The 24,421-nt window shown below is 37.4% G+C and carries 26 protein-coding genes; 21 read left to right on the plus strand and 5 right to left on the minus strand.

Annotated features, from left to right (window positions below):
- Positions 1 to 84: 84 nt before the first annotated feature.
- The 3 genes from nspC to ACMZ42_RS11030 all read right to left on the minus strand — a co-directional run bounded on the left by nspC (position 85) and on the right by ACMZ42_RS11030 (position 2,937).
- Entirely contained in the window at positions 85 to 1,224 is a 1,140-nt protein-coding gene (gene nspC / locus ACMZ42_RS11020; protein ID WP_415731476.1) for a carboxynorspermidine decarboxylase, read from the minus strand.
- Entirely contained in the window at positions 1,221 to 2,450 is a 1,230-nt protein-coding gene (locus ACMZ42_RS11025; RefSeq protein WP_370081673.1) for a saccharopine dehydrogenase family protein, read from the minus strand. The genes nspC and ACMZ42_RS11025 overlap by 4 nt, the downstream gene beginning before the upstream one ends.
- 280 nt (positions 2,451 to 2,730) lie before the next feature.
- Positions 2,731 to 2,937 (minus strand): hypothetical protein, encoded by a 207-nt coding sequence (locus tag ACMZ42_RS11030; RefSeq protein ID WP_415731478.1) that lies wholly within the window; start codon positions 2,935 to 2,937, stop codon positions 2,731 to 2,733.
- A 750-nt stretch (positions 2,938 to 3,687) separates the two neighbouring features.
- Here ACMZ42_RS11030 and ACMZ42_RS11035 point away from each other — a divergent pair.
- The 20 genes from ACMZ42_RS11035 to ACMZ42_RS11130 all read left to right on the plus strand — a co-directional run bounded on the left by ACMZ42_RS11035 (position 3,688) and on the right by ACMZ42_RS11130 (position 20,941).
- Positions 3,688 to 4,428, plus strand: coding sequence for a tetratricopeptide repeat protein (locus ACMZ42_RS11035; protein ID WP_415731479.1), 741 nt, complete (start codon positions 3,688 to 3,690; stop codon positions 4,426 to 4,428).
- A gap of 485 nt (positions 4,429 to 4,913) precedes the next feature.
- Positions 4,914 to 5,384, plus strand: coding sequence for a flavin reductase family protein (locus ACMZ42_RS11040; protein WP_415731481.1), 471 nt, complete (start codon positions 4,914 to 4,916; stop codon positions 5,382 to 5,384).
- A gap of 27 nt (positions 5,385 to 5,411) precedes the next feature.
- Positions 5,412 to 6,890 carry a 4-hydroxyphenylacetate 3-hydroxylase family protein gene (locus ACMZ42_RS11045; RefSeq protein WP_415731482.1) on the plus strand — a complete coding sequence of 493 codons (1,479 nt, stop codon included), beginning with the start codon at positions 5,412 to 5,414 and terminating at the stop codon, positions 6,888 to 6,890.
- A 22-nt stretch (positions 6,891 to 6,912) separates the two neighbouring features.
- Positions 6,913 to 7,668, plus strand: coding sequence for an IclR family transcriptional regulator (locus ACMZ42_RS11050; RefSeq protein ID WP_415731483.1), 756 nt, complete (start codon positions 6,913 to 6,915; stop codon positions 7,666 to 7,668).
- A 26-nt stretch (positions 7,669 to 7,694) separates the two neighbouring features.
- On the plus strand, positions 7,695 to 8,255 hold the full coding sequence (locus ACMZ42_RS11055; protein ID WP_370081684.1) for a 3-hydroxyanthranilate 3,4-dioxygenase: 561 nt from the start codon (positions 7,695 to 7,697) through the stop codon (positions 8,253 to 8,255).
- Positions 8,240 to 9,271, plus strand: coding sequence for an amidohydrolase family protein (locus tag ACMZ42_RS11060; protein WP_415731484.1), 1,032 nt, complete (start codon positions 8,240 to 8,242; stop codon positions 9,269 to 9,271). Before ACMZ42_RS11055 ends, ACMZ42_RS11060 begins: the two co-directional genes overlap by 16 nt.
- Complete coding sequence (locus ACMZ42_RS11065) at positions 9,246 to 9,707, plus strand: RidA family protein (RefSeq protein ID WP_370081688.1); 462 nt, start codon at positions 9,246 to 9,248, stop codon at positions 9,705 to 9,707. The genes ACMZ42_RS11060 and ACMZ42_RS11065 overlap by 26 nt, the downstream gene beginning before the upstream one ends.
- A 79-nt stretch (positions 9,708 to 9,786) precedes the next feature.
- On the plus strand, positions 9,787 to 11,253 hold the full coding sequence (locus ACMZ42_RS11070; protein ID WP_415731611.1) for an aldehyde dehydrogenase: 1,467 nt from the start codon (positions 9,787 to 9,789) through the stop codon (positions 11,251 to 11,253).
- Between the two features lie 14 nt (positions 11,254 to 11,267).
- Positions 11,268 to 12,047 (plus strand): 2-keto-4-pentenoate hydratase, encoded by a 780-nt coding sequence (locus ACMZ42_RS11075; protein WP_370081690.1) that lies wholly within the window; start codon positions 11,268 to 11,270, stop codon positions 12,045 to 12,047.
- A 17-nt stretch (positions 12,048 to 12,064) separates the two neighbouring features.
- On the plus strand, positions 12,065 to 12,955 hold the full coding sequence (locus tag ACMZ42_RS11080) for an acetaldehyde dehydrogenase (acetylating) (RefSeq protein WP_370081692.1): 891 nt from the start codon (positions 12,065 to 12,067) through the stop codon (positions 12,953 to 12,955).
- Positions 12,948 to 13,961: a 4-hydroxy-2-oxovalerate aldolase gene (gene dmpG, locus ACMZ42_RS11085; RefSeq protein WP_415731485.1), complete on the plus strand. Its 1,014-nt coding sequence runs from the start codon at positions 12,948 to 12,950 to the stop codon at positions 13,959 to 13,961. The genes ACMZ42_RS11080 and dmpG overlap by 8 nt, the downstream gene beginning before the upstream one ends.
- Entirely contained in the window at positions 13,961 to 14,731 is a 771-nt protein-coding gene (locus ACMZ42_RS11090; RefSeq protein ID WP_415731486.1) for a 2-keto-4-pentenoate hydratase, read from the plus strand. The genes dmpG and ACMZ42_RS11090 overlap by 1 nt, the downstream gene beginning before the upstream one ends.
- A gap of 12 nt (positions 14,732 to 14,743) precedes the next feature.
- Positions 14,744 to 14,929: a 2-hydroxymuconate tautomerase gene (locus tag ACMZ42_RS11095; protein ID WP_370081698.1), complete on the plus strand. Its 186-nt coding sequence runs from the start codon at positions 14,744 to 14,746 to the stop codon at positions 14,927 to 14,929.
- Positions 14,930 to 14,972: 43 nt separating this feature from the next.
- Positions 14,973 to 16,019 carry a TRAP transporter substrate-binding protein gene (locus ACMZ42_RS11100; RefSeq protein ID WP_370081700.1) on the plus strand — a complete coding sequence of 349 codons (1,047 nt, stop codon included), beginning with the start codon at positions 14,973 to 14,975 and terminating at the stop codon, positions 16,017 to 16,019.
- A gap of 18 nt (positions 16,020 to 16,037) precedes the next feature.
- The gene (locus ACMZ42_RS11105; protein ID WP_415731487.1) at positions 16,038 to 16,523 is read left to right on the plus strand and encodes a TRAP transporter small permease; all 486 of its coding nucleotides are present in this window, start codon (positions 16,038 to 16,040) and stop codon (positions 16,521 to 16,523) included.
- Positions 16,520 to 17,800 (plus strand): TRAP transporter large permease, encoded by a 1,281-nt coding sequence (locus tag ACMZ42_RS11110; RefSeq protein ID WP_370081704.1) that lies wholly within the window; start codon positions 16,520 to 16,522, stop codon positions 17,798 to 17,800. The genes ACMZ42_RS11105 and ACMZ42_RS11110 overlap by 4 nt, the downstream gene beginning before the upstream one ends.
- A 169-nt stretch (positions 17,801 to 17,969) precedes the next feature.
- On the plus strand, positions 17,970 to 18,878 hold the full coding sequence (locus tag ACMZ42_RS11115; protein WP_415731488.1) for an MFS transporter: 909 nt from the start codon (positions 17,970 to 17,972) through the stop codon (positions 18,876 to 18,878).
- Positions 18,797 to 19,168, plus strand: a complete 372-nt coding sequence (locus ACMZ42_RS11120) for an MFS transporter (protein ID WP_415731489.1) — start codon at positions 18,797 to 18,799, stop codon at positions 19,166 to 19,168. The genes ACMZ42_RS11115 and ACMZ42_RS11120 overlap by 82 nt, the downstream gene beginning before the upstream one ends.
- Before the next feature lie 265 nt (positions 19,169 to 19,433).
- Entirely contained in the window at positions 19,434 to 20,066 is a 633-nt protein-coding gene (locus ACMZ42_RS11125) for a LysE family transporter (RefSeq protein ID WP_415731490.1), read from the plus strand.
- A gap of 452 nt (positions 20,067 to 20,518) precedes the next feature.
- The gene (locus ACMZ42_RS11130; protein ID WP_415731491.1) at positions 20,519 to 20,941 is read left to right on the plus strand and encodes a hypothetical protein; all 423 of its coding nucleotides are present in this window, start codon (positions 20,519 to 20,521) and stop codon (positions 20,939 to 20,941) included.
- A gap of 160 nt (positions 20,942 to 21,101) precedes the next feature.
- Here ACMZ42_RS11130 and ACMZ42_RS11135 read toward each other — a convergent pair whose 3' ends face one another.
- Both ACMZ42_RS11135 and ACMZ42_RS11140 read right to left on the minus strand, forming a co-directional pair.
- Positions 21,102 to 22,148: a Cj0069 family protein gene (locus ACMZ42_RS11135; protein WP_402874639.1), complete on the minus strand. Its 1,047-nt coding sequence runs from the start codon at positions 22,146 to 22,148 to the stop codon at positions 21,102 to 21,104.
- 138 nt (positions 22,149 to 22,286) lie between these two features.
- Positions 22,287 to 23,228, minus strand: coding sequence for a DMT family transporter (locus ACMZ42_RS11140; protein ID WP_415731492.1), 942 nt, complete (start codon positions 23,226 to 23,228; stop codon positions 22,287 to 22,289).
- Positions 23,229 to 23,338: 110 nt separating this feature from the next.
- Here ACMZ42_RS11140 and ACMZ42_RS11145 point away from each other — a divergent pair, with 110 nt between their 5' ends.
- Positions 23,339 to 24,226, plus strand: a complete 888-nt coding sequence (locus ACMZ42_RS11145; RefSeq protein WP_415731493.1) for an AraC family transcriptional regulator — start codon at positions 23,339 to 23,341, stop codon at positions 24,224 to 24,226.
- The last annotated feature ends 195 nt before the right edge of the window (positions 24,227 to 24,421 follow it).

Here is a 24,421-nt window from a genome sequence, read left to right on the forward strand (position 1 = left end):
GTTCTTAAGCTCTTCTATCCTTTTAATTTCTATATATTGTGTGACCTTATAAAAGAGTTCACTATTTAAAATAGTTTCAGCTTATTATGAAAGTCGGCCGCTATAGTCTTCGAATTTAAATTCACGAATGACTTTAATGCCTTCTGCATCGTTATAAGAAACGATAGATGGAAGGTTTACACCATTAAACATATGATTTTTCACCATTGAGTAATGTGCCATATCTGTAAATACTAGACGATCGCCTGGTTGTAAAGGTTGTTCGAATGAATAATCACCAATTACATCACCAGCAAGACATGTAAGCCCGCCTAGGCGATATGTGTAAGCTAGTTCATTTGGTTGACCAGAACCGATGATCATTGGGCGGTACGGCATTTCTAGAACATCTGGCATATGGCAAGTTGCCGATGTATCTAAAGTTGCTAGGTCCATACCGTTTTTCTGTACATCAAGAACCGTTGCTACTAAATAGCCTGTATTAAGTGCAACAGCTTCACCGGGCTCTAAATAGACGAGAAGGTTATACTTGTCTTGAATGTAATTAATGATATTCACAAGCTTTTCTACATCATAATCATCACGTGTAATATGGTGACCTCCACCAAAGTTTAACCATTTCATTTGATGTAAAACATCACCAAATTTTTCTTCGACAACTTGTATAATGCGCTCTAACGTATCTGAGTTTTGCTCACACATTGCATGGAAGTGTAAGCCGTCAATACCGTCAAGCTGTGACTTGTCGAAGTTGGCTAATGTTGTGCCAAGACGAGAATTCGTGTAGCAAGGATCGTAAAGTGCTGTTTCAATTTCAGAGTACTCAGGATTGATACGAATACCACATTCAATTGTTTTACCAGCAGACTTTACTTTGTCCTTATATTGATTCCATTGGTTAAATGAATTAAACACAATATGATCAACATAGCCAAGAAGCTCGTCCATTTCATGTTCCACGTAAGCTGGTGCATAGACATGAACTTCTTTGCCCATTTTTTCATAGCCGAGTTGAGCTTCAAATAATGAGCTAGACGTAATTCCTGCTAAATATTCACCCACTAATGGGAATGTGGAATGCATTGAAAACCCTTTTAAGGCAAGTAAAATACGGCAACCTGTGCGATCTTGAATCGATTTTAAAAGTTCTAGATTTTTTGTTAATAATCGTTCATCCACTACGTAAGAAGGGGATGGAACTTTTGAGAAATCAATTGGCTTCATCGACTTAATTCCTTTACATCTAACTCAAGGTCAAGTAATTCTGGATTATGGCTTTCTTGCCATGGTAGACCCCATTTATTTAGTGCATCCATGAATGGATCTGGATTGAAATCTTCGACATTCCAAACGCCAGGTTTACGCCATTGACCGTTCATCACTAGCATTGCACCAATCATTGCTGGGACACCAGTTGTGTAGGAAATTGCCTGTGAACCAACCTCGTTATAGCATTCCTCGTGGTCACATACATTGTAGACATAATAAGTTTTTTCCTTACCATCTTTTAGACCGCGAATAATACAACCGATGTTAGTTTTTCCTTTTGTACGTGGTCCAAGTGATGCTGGATCAGGCAGTACAGCTTTTAGGAAGTGAATTGGTTGAATCATTTGTCCTTCAAATTCAATAGGCTCGATAGAAGTCATACCAACATTCTCTAATACTTTTAAATGTGTTAAGTATTTTTCAGAGAATGTCATCCAGAAACGGATTTGCTTTAAGCCTTTAATGTTTTTAGCAAGTGATTCTAGTTCTTCATGGTATAAAAGGTAAATATCTTTTGGTCCGATTTCTGGTAAGTTATAAACCTCTTTTTTCTCAAGTGGTGCAGTTTCAATCCACTCGCCTGCTTTCCAGTAACGACCATTCGCTGTAATTTCACGAATGTTGATTTCTGGGTTGAAGTTTGTAGCGAAATGGTAACCGTGATCACCGGCATTTGCATCCACAATATCTATGTAGTGGATTTCATCAAATTCATGTTTTTGTGCATGAGCTGTGAAAACGCCCGTTACACCTGGATCAAAACCGCTACCAAGTAAAGCAGTTAGACCAGCTTTTTCGAACTTCTCTTTATAAGCCCATTGCCATTTATATTCAAATTTTGCCGTTTCAGGTGGCTCGTAGTTTGCAGTATCCACATAGTGTACACCTGTCGCTAAGCAAGCATCCATAATCGTTAAGTCTTGATAAGGTAGTGCTACATTAATAACAACTTCTGGTCCGAAGGCTTTAATAAGCTCAATAACCTCTTCCGTATTGTCTGCGTCTACCTGTGCGGTATGAATCTTTGTTTTTCCGCCATCTAGTTTTTCTTTTAGAGCGTCACATTTTGAAACAGTTCTACTTGCGATACAAATTTCCTCAAATACGTCCGAATTTTGAACACACTTGTGTACCACAACACTGGCTACTCCGCCAGCTCCTATAATCAATGCTTTACCCAATTGTCTACCCCCAAATTCAAATTAGTATTGTCAAACAAGCTGATTATACAGAAAATTGAATTACTACTCAATCATTCTTTTTAAATTTTCTACAAAATTTTTTATTTTTCAACAATAATTCGGCGTATACAGAGGGGAATGCCACGAAAAAAGAAGCATTTCGTGAAAAGAAATTCCCTCAACTACTGATGTAGAAAAGGGGGAAATCGCTTTTTTGTTCAATGGCAGTGTTCGAAAAAATCTGGGATGACTTCAAAACTATAGTTTGAAACCACCCAAGTTATTTAGAAAAACGATTCGATATTTGTTGTTTTTCATCCCCCCATAAATAAAAAAAGATCAGAAGTAATGTGCTTAAAAATCCCATCACAAGGGCATATGTGCTGAGGGCCACATCTACTTGACTTTGCATAGCGTAAATGAAAATAGCACCTATTGTTAACAAATTTCCAATAATAAGCGATACAAAATGAATTCGTCTATTCATAGCACAAGCCCTCCTATATATAATTTACTTGTTCTCAAAAAGTGAAAATACACTTCAATTATCTCACAATTCAGAACTTTATCCAATGTTTTTTTATCTGGGGTTTATCGTAACAGATGTATGTGTTAGCGGCGGAAGGGCACGAGTTAGCGGCGGAAGGCACGAGTTAGCGGCGGAAAGACACGAGTTAGCGGCGGAAGGGCACATGTTAGCGGCGGAAAGGCACGAGTTAGCGGCGGAAAGACACGAGTTAGCGGCGGAAGGGCACATGTTAGCGGCGGAAAGGCATGAGTTAGCGGCGGAAGGGCACGAGTTAGCGGCGGAAAGGCACGAGTTAGCGGCGGAAGGCACGAGTTAGCGGCGGAAAGGCATGAGTTAGCGGCGGAAAGCCCAGTTAGCTTCGAAAAGCCATGAGTTAGCGGCGGAAAAGCACGACCAAGCGGCAGAAACCTATGTCCAAGCGGCGAAAAGTCTCCATCAAGCGGCAAAATGCACGATCAAGCGGCGAACCCCCGTGCCGAGCAGCGCGAGTGAAGCGGCTCATCGGACGCCCTCGAGAAAACGCCCAATAGAAACGGAAATCAACTCTCGCTATGTGATGAACCATATTGTTATCAGACTTTTAATGTGGTCATTTGGCTCTGAATTAAAAGAATTGTAGAAAAATTATTTCTATTTAGTTTGTTTTAGATTTAAAGATGGTAAAATACCTATAATACTTTTCTTTTGGTGAAGGTGAGGATTTTAATAGTGATTAAACAGTTTGATGAGCAAGTACAACAGATAAATGAATTATTTTTAAATGGTCATGTGAAAGAAAGCTATCAATTAGCCAAAGCACTGTTAGCTAATAGTGCGTTTACAGAACATGAATCTTTTCCAACAATTCAACAACACGTCGCATTGTTGGAAGCGAACGGTTATGCAAATATGCCTATTCCTTCTGCTGAAAAAGGGAAGCAAAGTGTTGAACGAACAGATGGCTCCTATCCAGAGCGTGATGTACTCGCTGCATATCTAGGAAGTGAGGATGATCAGCAATTCGGTAAAGTAGTAGATGAATTATTAGCTGGATCGGTCGAGGCGCAAGCGAATGCTTACTATACTATGGCTGAATATTTTGCTCTTGCTAAGGAGCATGACAAAGCACTTGTGCAATATGCGGAAGCGATAAAACTACAGCCAAATAAAGCTCTATACTGGGGAGCGTTCGCACAGTTTTTGAGTCGAAATGAAGGCAGTCCGTATTTGGCATTACGTCTTATTGAAGAGGCTATTCAGTTAGATGGCATGAACCCTCGTTGGTATTACATTCAAGGAAATATTTTTTTACAACTTGTCGCAACTACAAAAAATTTAAGCTATTTACCAGCTCTAGAAGAAGCATGGGAGAAGGCTAAAAAGCGTTGCTCTGCCAAGCAAGTGGCATTAAAAGTGGACATTGCGAAATCCAATGACGTGTTAGCGCAATGGAAAAAGCAAATGCTCTAAAAGAAAACATACTAACATTAGTAGTACAAACTAAGACAATGGTTTGTGCTACTTTTTTTATTGTAGAAAGTGAAGAAAGGTCGATCAGTTTTTGGGGACAAGTATGAGTCCATATTAAAAACCGACCAACTTCGCACCCTTATTTTAAATAATAAAAACTAAATGGATGAAGCCATCTCTATAGGAGTTCTTCCCTTTTTGCTCATAAACGCAGAAAAAAATAGACTGAATTTTCGTGAAAATAAAAATGATAATAAAGTTTCAGATAAATAGATTTAAAGCAGAAAAATATCATATAAATCAGCGGGTTATCAAATCGTAGATGGTCATTACTTCATCTGAATAGAAAAATACTGATTTTTGCAGAAAAAATAAGTTTAAAGCAGAAGATAATTTTGTTCGATTTCACTATTTGAAATATAATGCATTTCAAAGAGAAGAGAAGTTGTTATGATTCTAATAATAAATAAAAGGAGGTGCTGTAAATGGAAACAAAATTACTTAGACAAACATTTGGGAAATTTCCTACAGGTGTGACGGTGGTTACTTGGTTTGATGGCGCGGGTATTAATGGAATCACAGTGAACTCATTTACTTCCGTTTCGTTAGAGCCAGCTCTAGCACTAGTATCTATCGATAAAAAAGCAAATTCTTTATCTCAAATGAAAAACAAAGCTTTTACAATTAATATTTTAGCAGATCAACAGGAGTCCATTGCATGGCAATTTGCAGGACGGAAGCAAGAAGGACTTGAAATTACATGGATTAAAGACGGTATAGCTCCTAAAATTGAAGGTGTGTCTGCTTTTATCGAATGTAAACCATGGAAAGAAGTAGATGCAGGAGATCATGTGTTATTTATCGGAGAAATAATAAATTTTGGACGCACCGAAAGGGAAGCGCTTACATTCTTTGAAGGCAAGATGGGCTCGACAAAACAGCTAATACAACAATAAATATTTCGGAGAGGGGGATTTTCAGTTATGGGAATCAGAACAGGACAACAATATATAGATGCATTAAAGTCAAGAAAACCGGAAGTATGGCTAAATGGCAGTTTAATAGAGAGTGTTTACGATGAACCCTATTTTCATCAACCAATCCAAGAAATTGCAAAGTTATTTGATTTACAACATGATCCAAAATACCAAGAAGAATTAACGCATGTTTGTGAAGAAACAGGTGAACGTGTAGCAACTTCATTCCTATTTGCTAAATCTTATGAAGACATCATGAAACGTAGTAAAGCTTTTGAAGTTGTAGCTCGACAAACATATGGCTTGATGGGCAGAACACCAGATTTTTTAAATACAGTGGTGACTTCATTAGCACAAAATTCTTGGTTCTTAGCGAAATACAACCAAGATTGGGCTAAAAATATTGAAGCTTATTATCGCCATATACGTGATAATGATGTGTTCTTAACTCATGCAATTGTGAACCCGCAAAATGATCGAAGTAAATCATCGCATCAGCAGTCAGATATGTTTACACATTTAGGTGCAGTAGAAGAACGTCCAGAGGGATTAGTCGTCCGCGGAGCAAAAATGCTAGCAACATTAGCAGCACTTACGGATGAAGTGATTGTCTATTCATTCCCTGGATTTGCACCAGGAGATGAGCGATATGCATTAGCTTTTGCCGTACCAATTGATGTGAAAGGATTAAAAATTATTTGTCGTGAACCAGTTCAAGATGGTACACGTTCAACATTCGATCATCCGCTGGCTTCTCGCTATGAGGAAATGGATGCTCTACTCATTTTTGAAGATGTATTAGTACCATGGGATCGTGTATTTTTATACAACAACGTTGAAGCTGCGAACTTGCTGTATCCAATGACAGGTATTGCAGAACAGCCAGCACATCAGTCAGGTGTTAGAGGATACATCAAACTTGCATTTGCTGTAGAGGTGGCTTGCAAGGTTGCTGATTCGATTGGTGTAGATCAATTTTTAAATGTGCAACGTGACCTCGGTGAATTAGTGCAATCTGTAGAAGTCATCCGTGCATTGCTTCGAACAGCAGAGCATGAATTTACAATTACAGAGCACGGTGAAGCTCGATTAAATCCAGATGCCTTAGAAACAATTCGCGGCATGATGCCTGAAATGTATCCGAGAGCAATTGAAGTAATGCAAACAATTGGTGCAGGCGGTTTACTTATGATGCCAACTGAAGCAGATTTCCTAAATCCAGAACTCCGTCCAAGCATCGATCGCCATTATGGTGGACGAGAAGGTGTAGATGCAGAACTAAGAATGAAAATCTTTAAGCTAGCTTGGGATCTATGTGGTGAAGGGTTTGGTATGAGAGCACTTCAATATGAACGCTATTATACAGGGGATCCTGTTAGGAAACGTGCTATTTACTACAATAAATTTAAGAAACAGTATTCTTTTGATTTAGTTGATTCAATTCTTGCTAAGAAAGAAGAAGTAAGAGAGAAACAAATAATTTAAATTGAACTTGGAGGTGAAGGATTTGATTTCATCAGTAAAAAAAATCACACGCATTATCGATTTATTTTCGGATGGCGAACCATCTTTGAGTAATAAAGAAATTGCAGATAAGCTAAATTTACCTCCGAGTTCAGTCCATCATTTCTTAAAAACAATGTGTAAAGAAAGTATCCTCTTGCAAGGCAGTGATAAACGTTACCGATTGGGCTGGAAAATTCTTGAGTGGAGTAACAAAGTTATGTATTCCCAAGATATTAATTTTGAAGCAGGACCCATTATAAGTAATTTGATTGCGCGTTTTAAAGGTACTTCTCATATTGGGATGTTTGATAATGGGGAAGTTCGATTTGTCTACAAGGCCATGTCTCCACATGTGGATGTAGTACCAACGTTTGTCGGGATGACTCGTTATCCTGCTTATTCAACAAGCATCGGAAAAGTATTGTTAACGTATAATCCGGCATTTATGATACCGATGATGGAAAAAGGAATGTTTAAACAAACGACCAATACCATTACTTCTGTGGATGACTTGAAAAAGGAGCTTGAAGTGGTATATAAAAACGGCTATGCCATTAGCGATTTAGAAAATGAATCGAATACTTATGGAATTGCAGCACCAATTAAAACCTATAATGGACAGGTTGTGGCGGCTCTTAACTTAGTAGGTGAAAAAAGTTATATGAACGGTAAGGATAAACATGCGATTGTTCGTGAAGTAATCCGTTCAGCAGAAATGATTTCGAGACAAATAGGCTATATGACAATCAATTATTAAATCTAAAAAACAGGAGGAATTCAAATATGTCAAATTCAACGCAAGTAAGCAAATTACAAGCTCGTTCTCAAAACCTTTTAAAAATCATTGAGGAGAACAAGAATTTACTAAAACCGCCAGTGAATAATAAAGTTCTATGGGAAGACTCTGAGTTTTTAATTATGTTAATTGGTGGTCCAAATGCTCGTCGTGAATTCCATGTTGACCCATCAGATGAACTATTCTATCAAATTAAGGGTTCTTGTTTTGTAGAGGTTATTAATGATGAAGGTAAACGTGAAGTAATTGAAGTGAAGGAAGGCGAAATGTTCATGCTACCGGCAAACGTTCCTCATTCACCGCACCGTATAGCAGACACATATGGAATTGTCGTGGAGAGAAAGCGCAAAGAGGGCGAGTTAGAAGATTTAGTATGGCTATGCAGTGAATGTGACCATGAATTGCATCGTGTACGCATTCAAGTAACAAACATTGGTAAACAAATTGCAGAAGGTATTGATCACTTCAACTCTTCTAAAGAATTACGCCAATGTGATAATTGTGGACATGTAATGCCTGAGACGGTGAGTGAATGGCAATGCGAATAGATTTCCATACACATATTTATCCAAAAGATTTACCGAATTTTGCTATTAAGTATGAAAATGAAAAGTGGCCTGTCCTAGAGCAAAAATGTTCTTGTGGAGCGGATATTATGGTAAGTGGTAAAGTGTTTAGGGAAGTGACCGATCAAGTCTGGGATGCGAAAAAACGCATTGAGGATATGGATAATGAGGGTGTGGATATGCAGGTTATTTCACCTGTACCTGTAACATTTTCTTATTGGGCTCCTATTGAACAAGCAGTAGAGCTTGCACAATTCCAAAATGATTTTATTGCAGAGGTTGTTAAAGAACATCCAGATCGATTCGTCGGCCTAGGAACTGTACCGTTGCAAGATGCAAAAGCGGCAATTGTTGAGTTAATACGGTGCAAGGAAATGGGGCTAGCTGGAATTGAAATCGGCACTAATATAAATGGAGAAAATTTAGACAGCGAGTATTTACTGCCATTTTTTGAAGCGGCAGAACAATATGAAATACCACTATTTATTCACCCTTGGGAAACCTTAGCTCAAGATAGAACACCAAGACACAATTTTTTATATACAATCGGCATGCCAAGTGAGACAGCTTTAGCAGCAGCAAGCTTAGTGTGGAGTGGCGTAATGGAAAAGTGTCCGAATTTAAAGGTTTGTTTTGCACATGGTGGCGGATCATTCCCTTACATTCTTCCACGTCTAGATCAAGGTTGGGATGTTTGGCCAAATCTTAGACGTACAAAGTATCCTCCAAGCCACTATACGAAAAACTTTTACTTTGATTCATTAGTATATGAATCACATAATCTACATTATTTAATTGAACGTTTTGGCCATGAGAAAATTATTATGGGATCCGACTATCCATTTTTACTGAGAGAAATTAACCCTGGGAAAATTATAGATGAAACCTTGGACTTGTCAGAAGAAGTACGTAAAGCAATTTTAGGCGAAAATGCTATGACATTTTTAAATGTAGAAAGGAGCAAGGTTTTAAATGGTAAATCAAGTGAAAACACCTGAAGAACGATTACAAGAACTTGGAATAGAGCTTGCTGAGCCTAGGGAAGCAGTTGGAAATTATGTTAGTTGCGTACGAACAGGTAATTTAATTTTTACTTCGGGGCAAGGTGTCGATCAGTATCATGGCAAATTAGGTGAAGATTTAACAGTAGAGGATGGCTATGCAGCTTGTCGCCAATCAATGATTAACCTTTTATCTGTATTGAAATATGAATTAGGTGATTTATCGAAAGTGAAGCGTATTGTAAAAATTTTAGGGATGGTCAATTCTACACCTGATTTTATACAACAACCAAAAGTTATGAATGGTGCATCAGATTTACTAGTGGATGTTTTTGGAGAGCGAGGTAAGCATGCTCGTTCGGCAGTTGGAATGGCCCAACTCCCTAATAATACAGCGATTGAAATAGAAATGGTTGTTGAATTTTCAGAATAATCAAAAAGCGACTTCGGGAAATAAGGTAAGAGACTCTTTTCCTTAAAGTCGCTTCATAATTGAGGGAGTGAGAAAAGTGATGCAACATGCAACGATTAAAACGAAAAGTATCAATTGCCGTAATTTCATAAACGGCGAATTCATTGAGACTACAGATGGGAAAGTATTTGAAAATATAAATCCTGCGACAGAAGAAGTCATTGGATGGGTAGCAGAAGCGACTAGAGAAGAGGTTGACGCAGCAGTACAGTCTGCAAAAGCTGCTTTGAAAGGAACATGGGGAAGATTCACTGTCAAAGAGCGTTCTCAACTTTTACGACGTATTGGCGACCTCATATTAGAAAATGTTGAAGAACTCGCTGCTTTAGAGGCAACCGATACAGGCAAGCCGTATCATTTAGCTTTAGAAATGGATATTAAACGTGCGGCACATAATTTCCACTTCTTTGCGGATTATGTTACTTCACTTGGGAATGAATCTTACAACCAAGACAATATGGCACTACATTATTCAGTGACACGACCAGTAGGTGTTGTGGCCATGATTAATCCTTGGAATCTACCATTACTACTTTTAACTTGGAAATTAGCCCCTTGTCTAGCGGCAGGTAGTACTGCTGTCATGAAACCGGCGGAGCTTACACCAATGACAGCTACTCGCTTGGTTGAATTGTGTCAAGAAGCGGGGGTACCAGACGGTGTTGTAAATTTAGTTCACGGTTTTGGTGGAAATTCAGCAGGTGCATTTCTATCGGAACACCCTGATGTAGATGCTATTACATTTACGGGGGAAACCAAAACAGGTACCACTATTATGAAGGCTGCCGCTCCTACATTGAAAAAAGTCTCATTTGAATTAGGCGGCAAAAATCCTAATATTATTTTTAAAGATTCGGACCTAGATGAAGTTCTTACGACAACGCTAAAATCGAGCTTTATGAACCAAGGGCAAGTGTGTCTCTGTGGTTCTCGTATATATGTAGAACGTGATATTTATGAAGAATTTGTAGAGAAATTTGTAGCGCGCACAAAAGAATTAAAGATAGGGGATCCATTTGATGCAACGACAGATATCGGCTCTGTTGTTGGGAAAGACCATTACGAAAAAGTAATGGGTTACATTCAAACTGCGAGAGAAGAAGGTGGCAATATTCTTACAGGCGGTGGTCCCCCAGCTAATATAGATAAAGGCTATTATATTGAGCCGACAATTATTACAGGATTAACGGATCAAGATCGTTGTGTACGCGAAGAAATTTTTGGCCCGGTTGTTACAGTATTGCCTTTTGATACAGAAGACGAAGTGATTGCACGTGCAAATGATACAAATTACGGCTTAGGCGCAACTATTTGGACAAATGATTTAAGACGTGCACATCGTGTTGCAGGTCAAATTGAGTCAGGAATCGTTTGGGTAAATACATGGTATTTAAGAGATCTTCGGACACCATTTGGTGGTATGAAGCACAGCGGAATCGGGCGTGAAGGTGGCGCACATAGCTTTGAATTCTACTGCGAGGTCTCAAACGTAACAATTAAATTATAACATGGGGTGATAGCATGGTAGTGAATCTAATTGAATGGTCTAACAAATTACTAGAAGCGGAAAGAACACGCATTGGAATTGCGCCAATTACTCAATCAATTAAAGATATTTCATTGAAAGATGCTTACTCCATTCAACTTGAAATCATTAATGAGAAGTTACTGAACGGCCATAAAATTACAGGTAAAAAAATTGGTTTGACATCATTAGCAATGCAACATCTATTAAACGTAGATGAACCGGATTATGGACATCTTTTATCGAATATGGAAATTACAGAAGGAAAAACCGAACGAACTGGTTATTTAAAGCCAAAAGTGGAAGGTGAAATTGCGTTTGTATTCAAGTCTCCATTAAAAGGACCTAATGTGACTGTTGAGGAGGTACTAGAAGCAACAGATTATATTGTAGCTAGTCTTGAAATCGTGGATAGTCGCATTGCCAATTGGCAAATAAAATTGCTAGATACAATCGCAGATAATGCTTCCTCTGCAAAATATGTACTAGGTCAAGTGAAACGCGAGGTCTTCAATGTTGACTTACCAGCAATCGAAATGCAGCTTTATAAAAATGGAGAGTTTATGAATGAAGGTAAGGGAGAAGATGTTTTAGGTAATCCGGCAAGCTGTGTTGCATGGCTTGTGAACCGTCTAGCAGATTTCAACATTGGTATTGAAGCAGGAGAAGTTATATTATCCGGCGCTTTATCGGCAGCATTGGATGCTGAACAGGGTGATAAGTTTACAGCAGACTTTGGTGAACTATTAGGTACAGTCGAGCTAGAGTTTGTGTAAAGGGAGGCAAAGCTACCATGACAAAAATTAAAGTGGGCATTATTGGATCAGGAAATATTGGTACGGATTTAATGGTGAAAATTCAACGATCTCCGTACATAGAAATGTCAGTACTTATTGGTATTGATCCTGAATCAGATGGTTTAAGACTTGCACAAGAGGCGGGTTTTCAGACGATTTCTAATGGTATTGAAGGATTTCTAGAACAACCACATTTGGCTGATATTTTATTTGATGCAACATCAGCAAAAGCACATATTGCACATGTGGAAGCTTTACAAGGTTTAAACAAAAGATTAATAGATTTAACCCCAGCGGCTGTAGGTCCATTTGTTGTACCGACAGTGAATTTGACAGAGCATATTGAAAAGCCTGTTGTAAACATGATTACGTGTGGGGGTCAGGCGACGATACCAATCGTCAATGCTATTAGCCGTGTACAAAGCGTTGCTTACGCTGAAATCGTTGCAACGATTGCTTCAAAAAGTGCAGGTCCAGGAACACGAGCTAATATCGATGAATTTACAGAAACAACATCAAATGCAATCGAGCTGATTGGCGGAGCAAAAAAAGGTAAGGCAATTATTATTTTAAACCCAGCAGAGCCACCTTTACTCATGCGTGATACGGTATTATGTCTACTTGAAGATGAAGCTAATGCTGAAGAAATTATAGAATCCGTAAAAAATATGGTCGCAAATGTAAATGAATATGTACCAGGCTATCGTTTGAAGCTAGATCCAATTGTAGATGGAAAGAAAGTTACGGTATTTATTGAAGTAGAAGGATTGGGAGATTATTTACCGATCTACGCTGGAAATTTAGATATTATGACGGCTGCTGGGTTGAAAGTGGCTGAAGAAATTGCAAAAACAATGCACTTAAGGGAGGTGGAAGTGTATGAGTAAGATCTATTTAACAGAAGTTGCACTTCGTGATGGTAGTCATGTAGTTGCCCATCAATTTTCTTCTGAGCAAGTTCGTTATGTAACGAAGCAATTAAGTGATGCAGGTGTACCGTATATCGAAGTCACGCATGGAGATGGTTTAGGAGGCTCGTCACTTCAATATGGGTTTTCTAAAGAGCACGATATTCAGTTAATAAAAGCGGCAGTAGAAGTTGCTGGAGATTCTAAAATAACAGTTTTACTTATCCCTGGAATTGGCACGATACATCAATTGAAAGAGGCTTATGAAGCTGGTGCTCGAGTTGTTCGTGTCGCAACACATGTAACTGAGGCGGATGTATCAAAGCAACATATTGAAACAGCGAAAGCACTAGGTATGGAGGCATTTGGTTTTTTAATGATGTCACATTCTGCATCACCTGAAAAAGTATTAGAGCAGGCATTGTTAATGGAATCATATGGAGCTGATGCTGTGTATGTCACGGACTCAGCGGGAGCTATGCTACCTTCAGATGTACAGGATCGTATTCGTCTATTGCGTACTAATTTAAACATTGAGATTGGTTTTCATGCGCATAATAATTTGTCTCTAGCTGTTGCCAATACACTTGTAGCGATTCAAGAAGGTGCTACGCGTATCGATGGTAGTATCTGTTGTTTAGGTGCAGGTGCAGGCAATACACAAACCGAGGTATTGGTCGCTGTATTAAATCGCATGGGTATTGAAATAGGCATAGATTTATACAAAATGCTCGATTTGGCTGAATATGTTCGTGCCAATATTTTGCCACATCCTCAAGATATTACGACAGGTAGTTTAGTAATGGGCTATGCTGGCGTATATTCGAGCTTTTTACTTCACGCAAATATAGCCGCTGAAAAAGTGGGCGTCGATGCTAGAGATATTTTAGTAGAGTTAGGCAAATTAAATGTTGTAGGTGGACAAGAAGATACAATCATTGAAGTAGCACAGAAAATCGCACAACAGAAAGTGGGGAGCGTATAGTGTCTTTATTTGAATATGCTGAGCGAGTAGCGGAAGCACAAGCAACAACAGAGGCAATTGAAAAGATTACCGAATCAAAACCAAATCTTACAGTAGAAGAAGCATATGAAATTCAGAAAATTAGTATGGAAAAAACGATGACAGCTGACAATCGGTTTATCGGTTGGAAAATGGGCCTAACGAGCATTGCTAAACAGCAACAAGTGGGGGTGAATTCTCCAATTTATGGGCGTTTAACTTCAAAAATGAATCTTAGGGCAAATGAGATTACAGCTTCTGAATATATCCATCCACGTGTTGAAGCAGAGGTGGCCTTTGCTTTTAAAAAAGAGCTACAAGGAGCGGATTTAACACCTTTAGAGGTTTGGGATGCGATTGAAAATGTATTTCTAGCACTTGAAGTAATTGATAGCCGCTATAAGAACTTTTCATTTACATTACCTGATGTAATAGCTGATAATGCTTCTTCATCAAAAATATGGTTGAGTGCGCAAGCGTTTTCACCATATGCATGTGATTGGGCTTCTACAGAAGTTATTTTGAAACAAAATGGAGAAGAAAAATTACATGGTACAGGAGCAGCGGTGCTAGGTCATCCAATTTATTCAGTCATCGAATTATTAACGATGTTAGCAAAAGAAGGTAGGGGTATTTTACCTGGTCAACTAGTTTTAACAGGTGGCATAACTGATGCAATTCCAGTAAAAGCCGGTGATGAAGTAGAAGCAGACTATGGGACACTCGGCAAACTAACATTAGTTGTGAAGTAGCGAGGACTAAGTATGCCAATTGTTCAAATTCAGTTGTTAGAAGGACGGTCTGTGGAGCAAAAGAAAGAAATTATTCAGGGAGTAACAGCTGCCATTGTTCAAACGGCACAAGTTCCAAAGGATAGTGTACGCGTTATTTTAATAGAAGTATCACCCATTCATTGGGGAACAGGTGGAAAGACGAAGGCGGAGCAATAACAAATGCAACATAATAAATCAAAAATAGAGGGGATATTTTATTATGAAAAAACCGCTAAAGTTTACGCTAGTTAGTTGTTTACTAGCACTTTTATTTGTATTGGCAGCTTGTAGTAACTCGAACGCAACAAAGGAAACAGACAACAAATCAGCTGAATCAACAAATAGTTCGGGTAGAGATATTCCGGAGATGAAATTTAAGCTTGCACATATTACATCAACAGATCATATGTGGCATAAAGCAGCTGAAAAATTTAATGAAGAATTAAAGGCACGTTCAGATGGCAAGATGGAACTTGAAATTTACCCTGCGAGTCAATTAGGTACTGAAGCAGATATGGTACAACAAGTAGAAGCAGGCTCAATAGACTTTGCTTTTATTACAGCCGCGTATTTAAGTGCACGTACACCTGAGATGTCCGCGTGGTTCGCACCGTACACTTTTAAAAATTTACAAGAAGCATCTGATGCAAGTCATACGGATATTGCACGTGAAATTTTAGGGAAAATAGAAGGAACGGGCTTAAAAGGGTTAGATTACTTATTCGCTGGTCAACGTACGATGGTATTCAAATCAAAAGAAGTTAAAAAAGCTTCTGATTTAGAAGGTTTAAAAATGCGTGTAACACCAAGTCCGCCGCTTCAAATATTCTATAAAGAAGCGGGAGCTGCGCCAGAAGGTTTACCATTACCAGAAGTATATTCAGCTTTACAGACAGGCGTTATTGACGGAATGGATATGGACTTAGATGCGACAATCACAAATAAATACTCTGAAGTAGCCAAGTATGTAGCTGTTACAAACCACATGGTATGGCCATCAATTGTCGTCACAAATGAGAGGATGCTTGATGGATTATCTGAAGAGGCTCAAAAAATTATTAACGATTCCTTACAAGCAGCAATAGCTTATGCAGTAGAAACTCGCTCTGGACAAGAAGAAGAATTCAAAAAGGAACTTGCCAGTCAAGGAATGACTGTTTATGAGTTAGGTGCAGATGTATTTAAAGAGCAAATCGAAGCTTTCGATGCCGAGTACAGTGCGAAATCAGATTTGATTAAACAGTTTATCAAAGAATTCCGTAAGTAAATTAGGGGGAATGGCTAAATGGCGAAAATTAGTCAAGGCATTACTAAAATCGAAGAATTTCTGATGACCATTTTAATGGCTGCTCTAGCTGTCTTAATGATATTTGCTGTTATTTTTCGTTATTTTTTAAAAGATCCCATCCCTTGGGCTGGTGAAGTTTCGATTTTCTTATTAATATGGACTTCGTTTATCGGAGGAAGCTGGGGCCTGAAATATGGCACCCAGGCTTCTGTTACATTTTTATACGATGCTGTATCCGAGCGTAATAAGAGAATATTGAGGATTATTCAGGATTGCATCATGATTGCATTCTTATTTATATTAATCTATTACTCTTATAAATGGATGATGCACCCATCTATGTTGCTGCAAAAATCTAGCTCATTGCAATTGCCAATGTGGATTCCATATAGTGCAGTATCTGTTGGATTAATTTTTGCAGCAATTCATCTTATTTCACATTTGATTGACACAATTATGAATAGAGAGGGAGAAAATACATGACATATATTGTACTCGTAATTTTCTTTCTTTTACTTATAATTGGTATTCCAATCTCGATGGTGCTTGGTATTACGACAGTTATTTATTTCATATTAAATGGTCAGATGACATTATTAAATTCTACACCATTACGTATGTATTCAGGTCTTGAAAATTTTGGACTATTAGCGATTCCGTTATTCATGTTAATGGGGGAAATTATGAATGAGGGAGGAATTACAACGAGGCTTGTTCAATTTGCTCGTGTACTTATCGGGCATTTTAGAGGAGGATTGGCCTATGTTACAGTTGTTGCTAATATGTTCTTAGCATCGATTTTAGGATCAGCTAATGCCCAAGCTGCGATGATGAGTAAAGTAATGGTACCGCAAATGGAAAAGGAGGGTTATAAACGTGAATTCGCAGCGTCTATAACGCTAGCATCTTCTATTATCGCACCTATTATTCCACCAAGTATGATTTTCATTATTTATGGTACGTTATCAAGTACATCGGTTGGTGCTTTATTTATGGCTGGAATTGTCCCAGGGATTATTTATGGACTTGTTTTTATTTTAGTTATTTCTTATATGGGCTATAAACAAAATTTCCCGAAAAGTGAACGTGCTTCGTGGACAGTTATTAGAAGCAATACATTACAAGTAGTTCCAGCACTATTAATACCAATTACAATTGTTGTAGGTATTTTAACGGGTGTATTTACAGCAACAGAATCTGCTGCTATTGCTTGTTTACTAGCAGTAATTGTAGGTTTATTTTTCTATAGAGAGTTAGATATTAAAAAGCTCCCTAAAATGCTGATCAATACGGTGACAAATACTGCAACGGTAACGTACTTAATTATTATGGCAAATATTTTTGGATGGATGATTGCATTTGAACGGATTCCACAATTGTTAGTAGAAAGTATGTTAAGTATTACAGAAAGTCCATGGGTATTCTTATTATTAGTGAATTTAGCATTGTTAATAGTCGGCATGCTACTAGATGGAATTGCAGCATTAATAATTCTAGTACCTGTAATGATGCCACTCGTAATAGCATTTAATATTGACCCGGTGCATTTTGGAGTCATCATTTGTATTAACTTAACGTTGGGCTTATTAACACCGCCAGTAGGTACAGGACTTTTCATAGTATCATCGATGGCGGATGTGAAATTCGAAACGCTAGTAAAGAATGTTTTTCCATTTATAGTTATTTCATTTGTCGTACTATTATTCCTGACATATATTCCGGACCTTGTATTATTCGTACCAAAATGGTTGGGGGTGTAGGGAGTATTTAGTTAAAAGTATTTAGGTATATTAATTTTTACAAGGTAATGGCAAAAGTGGTGGTTAAATTTAGCTAAAAAACAAATCTGAAAAGTTCTATTACTTTATTAGGTAGAAATAAATCTTTGCGAATGTGCTCATTAAGAGTAAAAGGTGGTTTTGATAAATTATGCAACAGATGAAATTTATCGCAATGTGGATCATCATTGCTCAATTTTTAACTGCCTTTGTTGGGAGAAGCATTAGCCCTTTAATGTTCTATATTAGTGCTGACTTATCACTGAATAAAGGGCAGTTAGGATTCCTTCCAACTGCCCTTTTTATTGGTCAATTTATAGCAACGTTGATAATTGGGTATTTAGCAGATCGATTAAGTACCCGTAAAATGATGGTTTGCTTGATGACTGTTGTTGGAACAGGCTTTTTAAGTTTTGCTTGGATAGACAATTATTCGTTGGCCTTACTATTTGTTGTACTAGCAGGGATGGGTTATGGAGGAATGCATCCTGTCACAAATCGTTTTCTTGTGAATACACTTCCGATAAATAAAGTTTCATTACTAATGGGTGTAAAACAGATGTCTATCACACTAGGGTCAGCAGGCTCGAGTGTTGTGTTGATTCCGTTGGTAGCGTACATCGGTTGGCGCTACACATTGTCGGTTGCAGCAGTATTATTATTATTGTTTAGCTTCATCATACCTTTTGTATTAAAGACAAAAGAAGATTCACAAAGTGAGATGGCTACTAAGATGCCTTTACGTCAGCAGTTACGCATTTTCTTTCACTCAAAATGGCTATTTTTTACGAATAGCTCTGCATTCATATTAATGGGTGTTCAAATTACATTTAACACGTACATTATATTATTTTTGTATGAAATAAAGGACTGGTCAATTTATAGTGCTGGAATATGCTTGGCTATCTCTGAAATAAGTGGGGCATGCGGGCGAGTGTTGTGGGGTATTATTAGTGATAAATTTTTTAATAGAAATCGATGGGGCGTATTGTTAATCATTACAATGCTGAGCACAATTGGGATAACCCTTATGTACTTTTTATACATTCCTCTAGTTTAATAGTTATATGTATAGCTATTGTAGGTTTTTCTCTTGCTGGCTTTAATGGTATATGGATGACGCTAGCTGTTGAAAGTGTGGAAAAATCTATGAGTGGTTTTGCAAGTGGATTTAGTATAATGGTTGCATCCATTGGTGTATTTTTAATTCCACCTATTTTCGGTTCACTTGTAGAATATTGGGGTTATTCGGGAGGTGGGATGTTTTTACTTAGTTTATTTGCTTGCTGTGCAATATTGATGGTAATTGCTCTGTTAACTGTAAAGAAAGTCAACATTCAAAACGGCTAACTGACCTGCATCGTCCTGTGACATTACCGAAATGACTGACAGCGTCCAGGGCGCAAATCAAACTCCGGATGTAATTATGCCAAAGCGAATTAAATGGCAATAAGAATAGATTTCCCAATAATATCATACAAATAGATTAACTAAGTATCAGCATATAAAAAATGAATATTTATTAGTAAAAATAACATTTTATGTATTTTTATGCTATAATACAATTATAAACGGACGTATGAAACTTATCTTATTGCATGAAAGAAGTGTTTAGTTGAGTCTATATGTAGCGTATGTATTGGTAGGACTTGCGATTGCCATGCCTGTTGGGGCTATTACAGTAGAAATGACAAAGCAAGGACTAAAAAATGGCTTTATGCATGGTTGGGCTGTCGGTCTTGGTGGTATGACAATTGATTTTGTATTAGTTTTTGCATTGTATATGGGACTAGCGTCCATTTTAGCAATGCCAATCATTCAAATTCCTATGTGGATTATAGGAGCGGGCTTTTTATTCCTTTTAGGGCTGGACTCTATAAAAAATGCTGATCATGGTATTACGCTTGCAGGAGAGAAAGTGACAAGATCATTTTTTACTTCTTATCGTAATGGTTTACTAGTTGCAATTTCACCTGGGAATCTAGTATTTTGGGTAAATGTTTTTGGAGTTGTACTAGCTAAATCTTATGGGCAGGGAGAGTCAGCAAACTTTTTAGTGATCGCGGCAGGGGTTCTCAGTGGCATATTGTTGCATGATATTGGTTTGATGACCATTGTTTCAGTTACCCGTAAAGCGATGAGTCGTAAGTTCATTAAGTCGCTTACGATGGTTGCGGGCGTTTTATTAATAGGCTTTGCCGGATATTTTATTTATGAATTTATACAAGCCATTAAGATTTATATATAAAAAGTGCGATTCTCATATTATCTTAGGGTGACAACCTTCAAACGTATGTAAAGAAATGAGTCTAGGACAGAACTCGTTTATTTTGAAAAATAACAAAAAGAGATAATAACTTTTCTGCTTCATCAAAGTGAATTTCCATCTAAAATCAAAGAAATGTTAGACCGATTATATCTAGGTCTAACATTTTTCTTTTTGTCTCAGCTCATTTTTTATGATTCTGTTCGTAGCGATTGTTGTTTTATCTTGGCTTACTCACTTTTAGATGAAAGAGGAAAATATTTCATATATGAAATAAGGCAATACATTGTTAAGATTTGATAGGTAAAGTATTAATGAAATTAGAATGGTGGCGTTTCTCCAACAGGTGAGGGCGTTTTTTTAGTGTACTTGAAGAAGAACTTAAACAATGAGAAGTTAAATAAAAGTCACTCTAAAACAAGGAGTATGTGAAAATGAGTATAGCAACCTATATTGGTTTAAATTTTCCAGTAAAACTTAATGAGTATTATACGGAGGATGAAGTTGAAATTGATTATATTTTCTCGGATGAAGAAGATCGTGATGTAGTTAAACAGAAGCATTTTACTACGCCTTATATTTATGAAGTTTATGAGAAAGGTAACCCTATTTGGCAAATGAATGAATATCAAAAGATTCATTCACCACATAACTATGAAAATTCCAAAAAGACTTTTCTCTGTTTATGTCACTTACTAAAAGAGTTGCTTCCACAAGGTGATTATTGTGAAGTTTATATTTGTTGGTTGGGTGAAGAAGATGAAGAGCGTGAGGGTGAGTTGAAAATTGATTTAAATAATCCACAGATTGAAGCAATAGATATTTATGAAAAATACTTTATCCGAATAGAAAACTAAAAGTCCAACTCAAAATAAAAATAGTATGTATATAAAAAGAGGATAACCAGCCTCTATAATAGGCTAATTATCCTCTATTCCTATACCCTTATATAATCAGAAGATCGCACTTTTTTATTTATCCCACATTAACGGGCAGTAATGAAGAAGACCGGTTTCACTATGCTGAAATCTCGGTATTTTCATGGATACAAGCTAAAATTTCTTCTGCTACTTGATGTGCTAAAGAAAGTTCAGAAGTGAAGCCTACACATGAACAATTCATTTCCCCTAAAATATAGCAATCTTCGCCAGCTTCGTTTGTATCAAGCATGAAATCGGCAGTCCATAGGAGCGGTAAATCATAATTGCCCAGTAAACTAGTTACGAGTGGTAGTTGTCTTAAAAAGTTTTGGACAAGCTCTTCCCAGTCTTCTGGTGCATCATAACGATAGTGCGCACCTGAAAATAGTGTTGCACTAAATGCGTCCTCGGAATCTGCCGGTTTTTTATGTACTACGTTAACTGGTTTATTTCGTAACATAAATAAGCGGATTTCGCCTTCAGTAATACGCGGAAGGAAGCGCATATCAACTAGCATGCCATTTGGACCAGTAATATATTGCTCACAGAACGTCATGAAATCGCTTAGTTTCCAATATTCCACATGATTATCCTTTGCTTCTGTACATTTAATCTCCGCATCAAGTGGTACTTCTGTAATTCCCTCAGCAAGGGGTTCAACCAGTTTTACTCGCCATATACCTTCTCCTGTCGATCCACGATTTTGCTTTAGGACGCGTTCAGTAATAGCAAGAGAAGTAGGGAACTGAGCTTTAAATGCTTCAATTGTATAATAAGCAAATGTATCATCAGGCACTAAATTCGTTGAGGACAGCTTTGATAATGCATCTTTAGAACCATAACCAATCATAGAATCAGGGTGTGGCATACCAATGACACCTGCATTACATAGTTCACGCAACATATCGAAGTACTCTTGTTCATGCTGTAAGTTTCCTGGATTAATACGTGATACATAGGCAATACCTTGCTCTTTGACGTAATTAAAAATTTCCTCTTTTTTTGTAACATCAAAGAAAATGACTTCTGCATCCTGTCCACGTTGTTTTAGCGCATTCACCATTGGCATTGTATCTTGTCGATAGCCGTCAGGGCCTTTATCTGTGCCACCACGAACCTCGAAAAAAATAACCTTTTTGTCCATAAAAATACCCCCTTGAATGATGATATTTTCAGTATAATAGACAGTTAAGGAAAAAAGATATATATAATATGTAAATTTTATGTGGAAATTCATAGTTTATAAATTTTACATAGGAATTTACGACTAATACTTTCGGAATTATCCTAGATTGGTTAAGCCTTCCTGACGATTCTTTTTCTGAAAAACTGTAAGATATAATATCATGCAGAGAATTAGCATTGTCCCAATAAACTGAAAGCTCCCAAAGGCAATTTTAAGCCATAAAACACTTGTGATAACAGCTGTTAGAGGCTCTAGGCTACCAAGTAAACTAGTTTCTTTTGGTGATAAATAATGCAAACTTGCAATATAAAACCAAAATGCCAACATTGTCCCGAAAATTACGATAAACAGAAAGTAAGCGATTGTCGAAAATGCCCAGTTTGACAGATCAATTTGCCATGGCTGATGGAAAAGACTCATCAAAATCCCGCCAATAAGCATCGACCAGCCTACAACTAACAATGAGTGGAACTGCTGTAACAGTGGGATGGCATATAGCGTATAAAAAGCAGCCGAAAGACCAGATAATATCCCCCAAAATACGGCCATCGTTGGAACAGAAAGTGTAGAAAACGAGCCATTTGTTAGTAATAAAAAAGTACCAATAAGTGTTAGCGTCACAGCTATTCCATCCTGCCTTGTCAATTGACTGTGCTTCGTGACTAAATAATAAGCCATAATAAAGAGTGGTGCTAAGTATTGCAATAATGTTGCTACAGCAGAGTTGCCTATAGCAATCGACATCATATACGTATATTGAACTGCCAGCATTCCAAGTAAACTAAATAAAATTTGTCTAAAAGCATTGTGCTTTGTTCGCCACATCACAAAAATAGACTCTTTACGATGTGTAATTTTATAAGCTGTGATGAGTAATAAGCCAGATAAAAGAAGACGACTGGAAACAAGCCAGCCAACTTCTATATTTTCCTGCTGAAATAGCTTTTGTGCGACGGTTCCACCAATACCCCAAAAACTTGCCCCTAGAATGACAAGAATAAAACCAAGCGTACGATTTTTCTGTGCAGATTGATTCATCTTAAAACATCTCCTAAACTATCAATATAAAGCAATTATAATGAATAGTAATCTAAAGAAATATCGATTTAATGGATTAAAAATATCAATATATTGAGGTGAACGAAGTAGTGACGTTAAAACATATTAAAATTGCGAAGGATTTACAAGAGCTAACGTTACATGGGACGAAGGAATTTCCAGTTGCCTTATATGAGACGGTTTTGCGATTAGATAATCTAGATTTTTTACCGTTACATTGGCATAAGGAAATTCAATTTGTTTATGTAAAAAGCGGTCTTGTGGAATACCGAGTAGGAGCAGATGTCTTTGTACTTGAGGAGGGGGAGGGACTATTTGTCAATGCATCAGGTTTACATGAAGCAAAGCCGTTTCAAGTAGGGATGGCTACAATTTTCTGTATTAACGTGGATCCATTGCTATTAGGTGGACACAAGAACAGTATATTTGCTACTAAATATGTACTGCCGTATATAACGAGCAATAGACTGCCTTATGTAAAGCTATCAGGCAAATTGGCGCAAAAAGTAGAAATTGTGGCGAAATTACTGCAAGAGCAAGCCGTATTTTATGAGCTAAAGGTATGGAGAGAGTTATTAGCCATTTGGGAAACTATTTTGTCACAATCAATGCTAACAGAAGAAATACTTGATCCAGCAATTATTGTCCAGCATGAACGAGCAAAGGAGATGCTTGATTATATACATGCTCATTATCAGGAGAAAATTTCTTTAGAAAATTTAGCTACACATGTTTTTTTAAGCCGTGCAGAATGTAGCCGTTTTTTCAAAAAAATGGTCGGCATGACACCATTCACATATTTACTACACTATCGTCTTCGCAAAAGTATGGAGCTATTACGTGATAGTGAGCAATCGATCACCACAATTGCTACAACAACAGGCTTTAGTACAGTAAGTTACTATATTGATAAATTTAAGAAATATACAGGATACTCCCCACATGTTTATCGTAAACAATTTTTTGATAAAGGTTAGCAGAATATAATCGCGCGAACAGGGAGATATCCGTGAAAGAGAAGTAAATACCCGCACTTGCAATGAATCGCTTAATCTTAATCATTAAATATGAAAAATTCCTGAAAGTTATTGGAGTAGACCACACTGTTTATTTTTGAATCATCAGCACACGTTGTGGTAATGATCTTTATTATTGTTTATTGACAATAATAA

This window comes from Lysinibacillus sp. NPDC056185 (assembly GCF_047737915.1).
Lineage (GTDB): Bacteria > Bacillota > Bacilli > Bacillales_A > Planococcaceae > Lysinibacillus.

What these genes read in the sequence shown, in the direction of transcription:
- nspC (WP_415731476.1), bottom strand. Translation starts at nt 1,224, where the DNA reads ATGAAGCCAATTGATTTCTCAAAAGTTCCATCCCCTTCTTACGTAGTG.
- ACMZ42_RS11030 (WP_415731478.1), bottom strand. Translation starts at nt 2,937, where the DNA reads ATGAATAGACGAATTCATTTTGTATCGCTTATTATTGGAAATTTGTTA.
- ACMZ42_RS11040 (WP_415731481.1), top strand. Translation starts at nt 4,914, where the DNA reads ATGGAAACAAAATTACTTAGACAAACATTTGGGAAATTTCCTACAGGT.
- ACMZ42_RS11045 (WP_415731482.1), top strand. Translation starts at nt 5,412, where the DNA reads ATGGGAATCAGAACAGGACAACAATATATAGATGCATTAAAGTCAAGA.
- ACMZ42_RS11055 (WP_370081684.1), top strand. Translation starts at nt 7,695, where the DNA reads ATGTCAAATTCAACGCAAGTAAGCAAATTACAAGCTCGTTCTCAAAAC.
- ACMZ42_RS11060 (WP_415731484.1), top strand. Translation starts at nt 8,240, where the DNA reads ATGGCAATGCGAATAGATTTCCATACACATATTTATCCAAAAGATTTA.
- ACMZ42_RS11065 (WP_370081688.1), top strand. Translation starts at nt 9,246, where the DNA reads ATGGTAAATCAAGTGAAAACACCTGAAGAACGATTACAAGAACTTGGA.
- ACMZ42_RS11070 (WP_415731611.1), top strand. Translation starts at nt 9,787, where the DNA reads ATGCAACATGCAACGATTAAAACGAAAAGTATCAATTGCCGTAATTTC.
- ACMZ42_RS11075 (WP_370081690.1), top strand. Translation starts at nt 11,268, where the DNA reads ATGGTAGTGAATCTAATTGAATGGTCTAACAAATTACTAGAAGCGGAA.
- ACMZ42_RS11080 (WP_370081692.1), top strand. Translation starts at nt 12,065, where the DNA reads ATGACAAAAATTAAAGTGGGCATTATTGGATCAGGAAATATTGGTACG.
- dmpG (WP_415731485.1), top strand. Translation starts at nt 12,948, where the DNA reads ATGAGTAAGATCTATTTAACAGAAGTTGCACTTCGTGATGGTAGTCAT.
- ACMZ42_RS11095 (WP_370081698.1), top strand. Translation starts at nt 14,744, where the DNA reads ATGCCAATTGTTCAAATTCAGTTGTTAGAAGGACGGTCTGTGGAGCAA.
- ACMZ42_RS11100 (WP_370081700.1), top strand. Translation starts at nt 14,973, where the DNA reads ATGAAAAAACCGCTAAAGTTTACGCTAGTTAGTTGTTTACTAGCACTT.
- ACMZ42_RS11105 (WP_415731487.1), top strand. Translation starts at nt 16,038, where the DNA reads ATGGCGAAAATTAGTCAAGGCATTACTAAAATCGAAGAATTTCTGATG.
- ACMZ42_RS11110 (WP_370081704.1), top strand. Translation starts at nt 16,520, where the DNA reads ATGACATATATTGTACTCGTAATTTTCTTTCTTTTACTTATAATTGGT.
- ACMZ42_RS11115 (WP_415731488.1), top strand. Translation starts at nt 17,970, where the DNA reads ATGCAACAGATGAAATTTATCGCAATGTGGATCATCATTGCTCAATTT.
- ACMZ42_RS11120 (WP_415731489.1), top strand. Translation starts at nt 18,797, where the DNA reads ATGGGGCGTATTGTTAATCATTACAATGCTGAGCACAATTGGGATAAC.
- ACMZ42_RS11130 (WP_415731491.1), top strand. Translation starts at nt 20,519, where the DNA reads ATGAGTATAGCAACCTATATTGGTTTAAATTTTCCAGTAAAACTTAAT.
- ACMZ42_RS11135 (WP_402874639.1), bottom strand. Translation starts at nt 22,148, where the DNA reads ATGGACAAAAAGGTTATTTTTTTCGAGGTTCGTGGTGGCACAGATAAA.
- ACMZ42_RS11140 (WP_415731492.1), bottom strand. Translation starts at nt 23,228, where the DNA reads ATGAATCAATCTGCACAGAAAAATCGTACGCTTGGTTTTATTCTTGTC.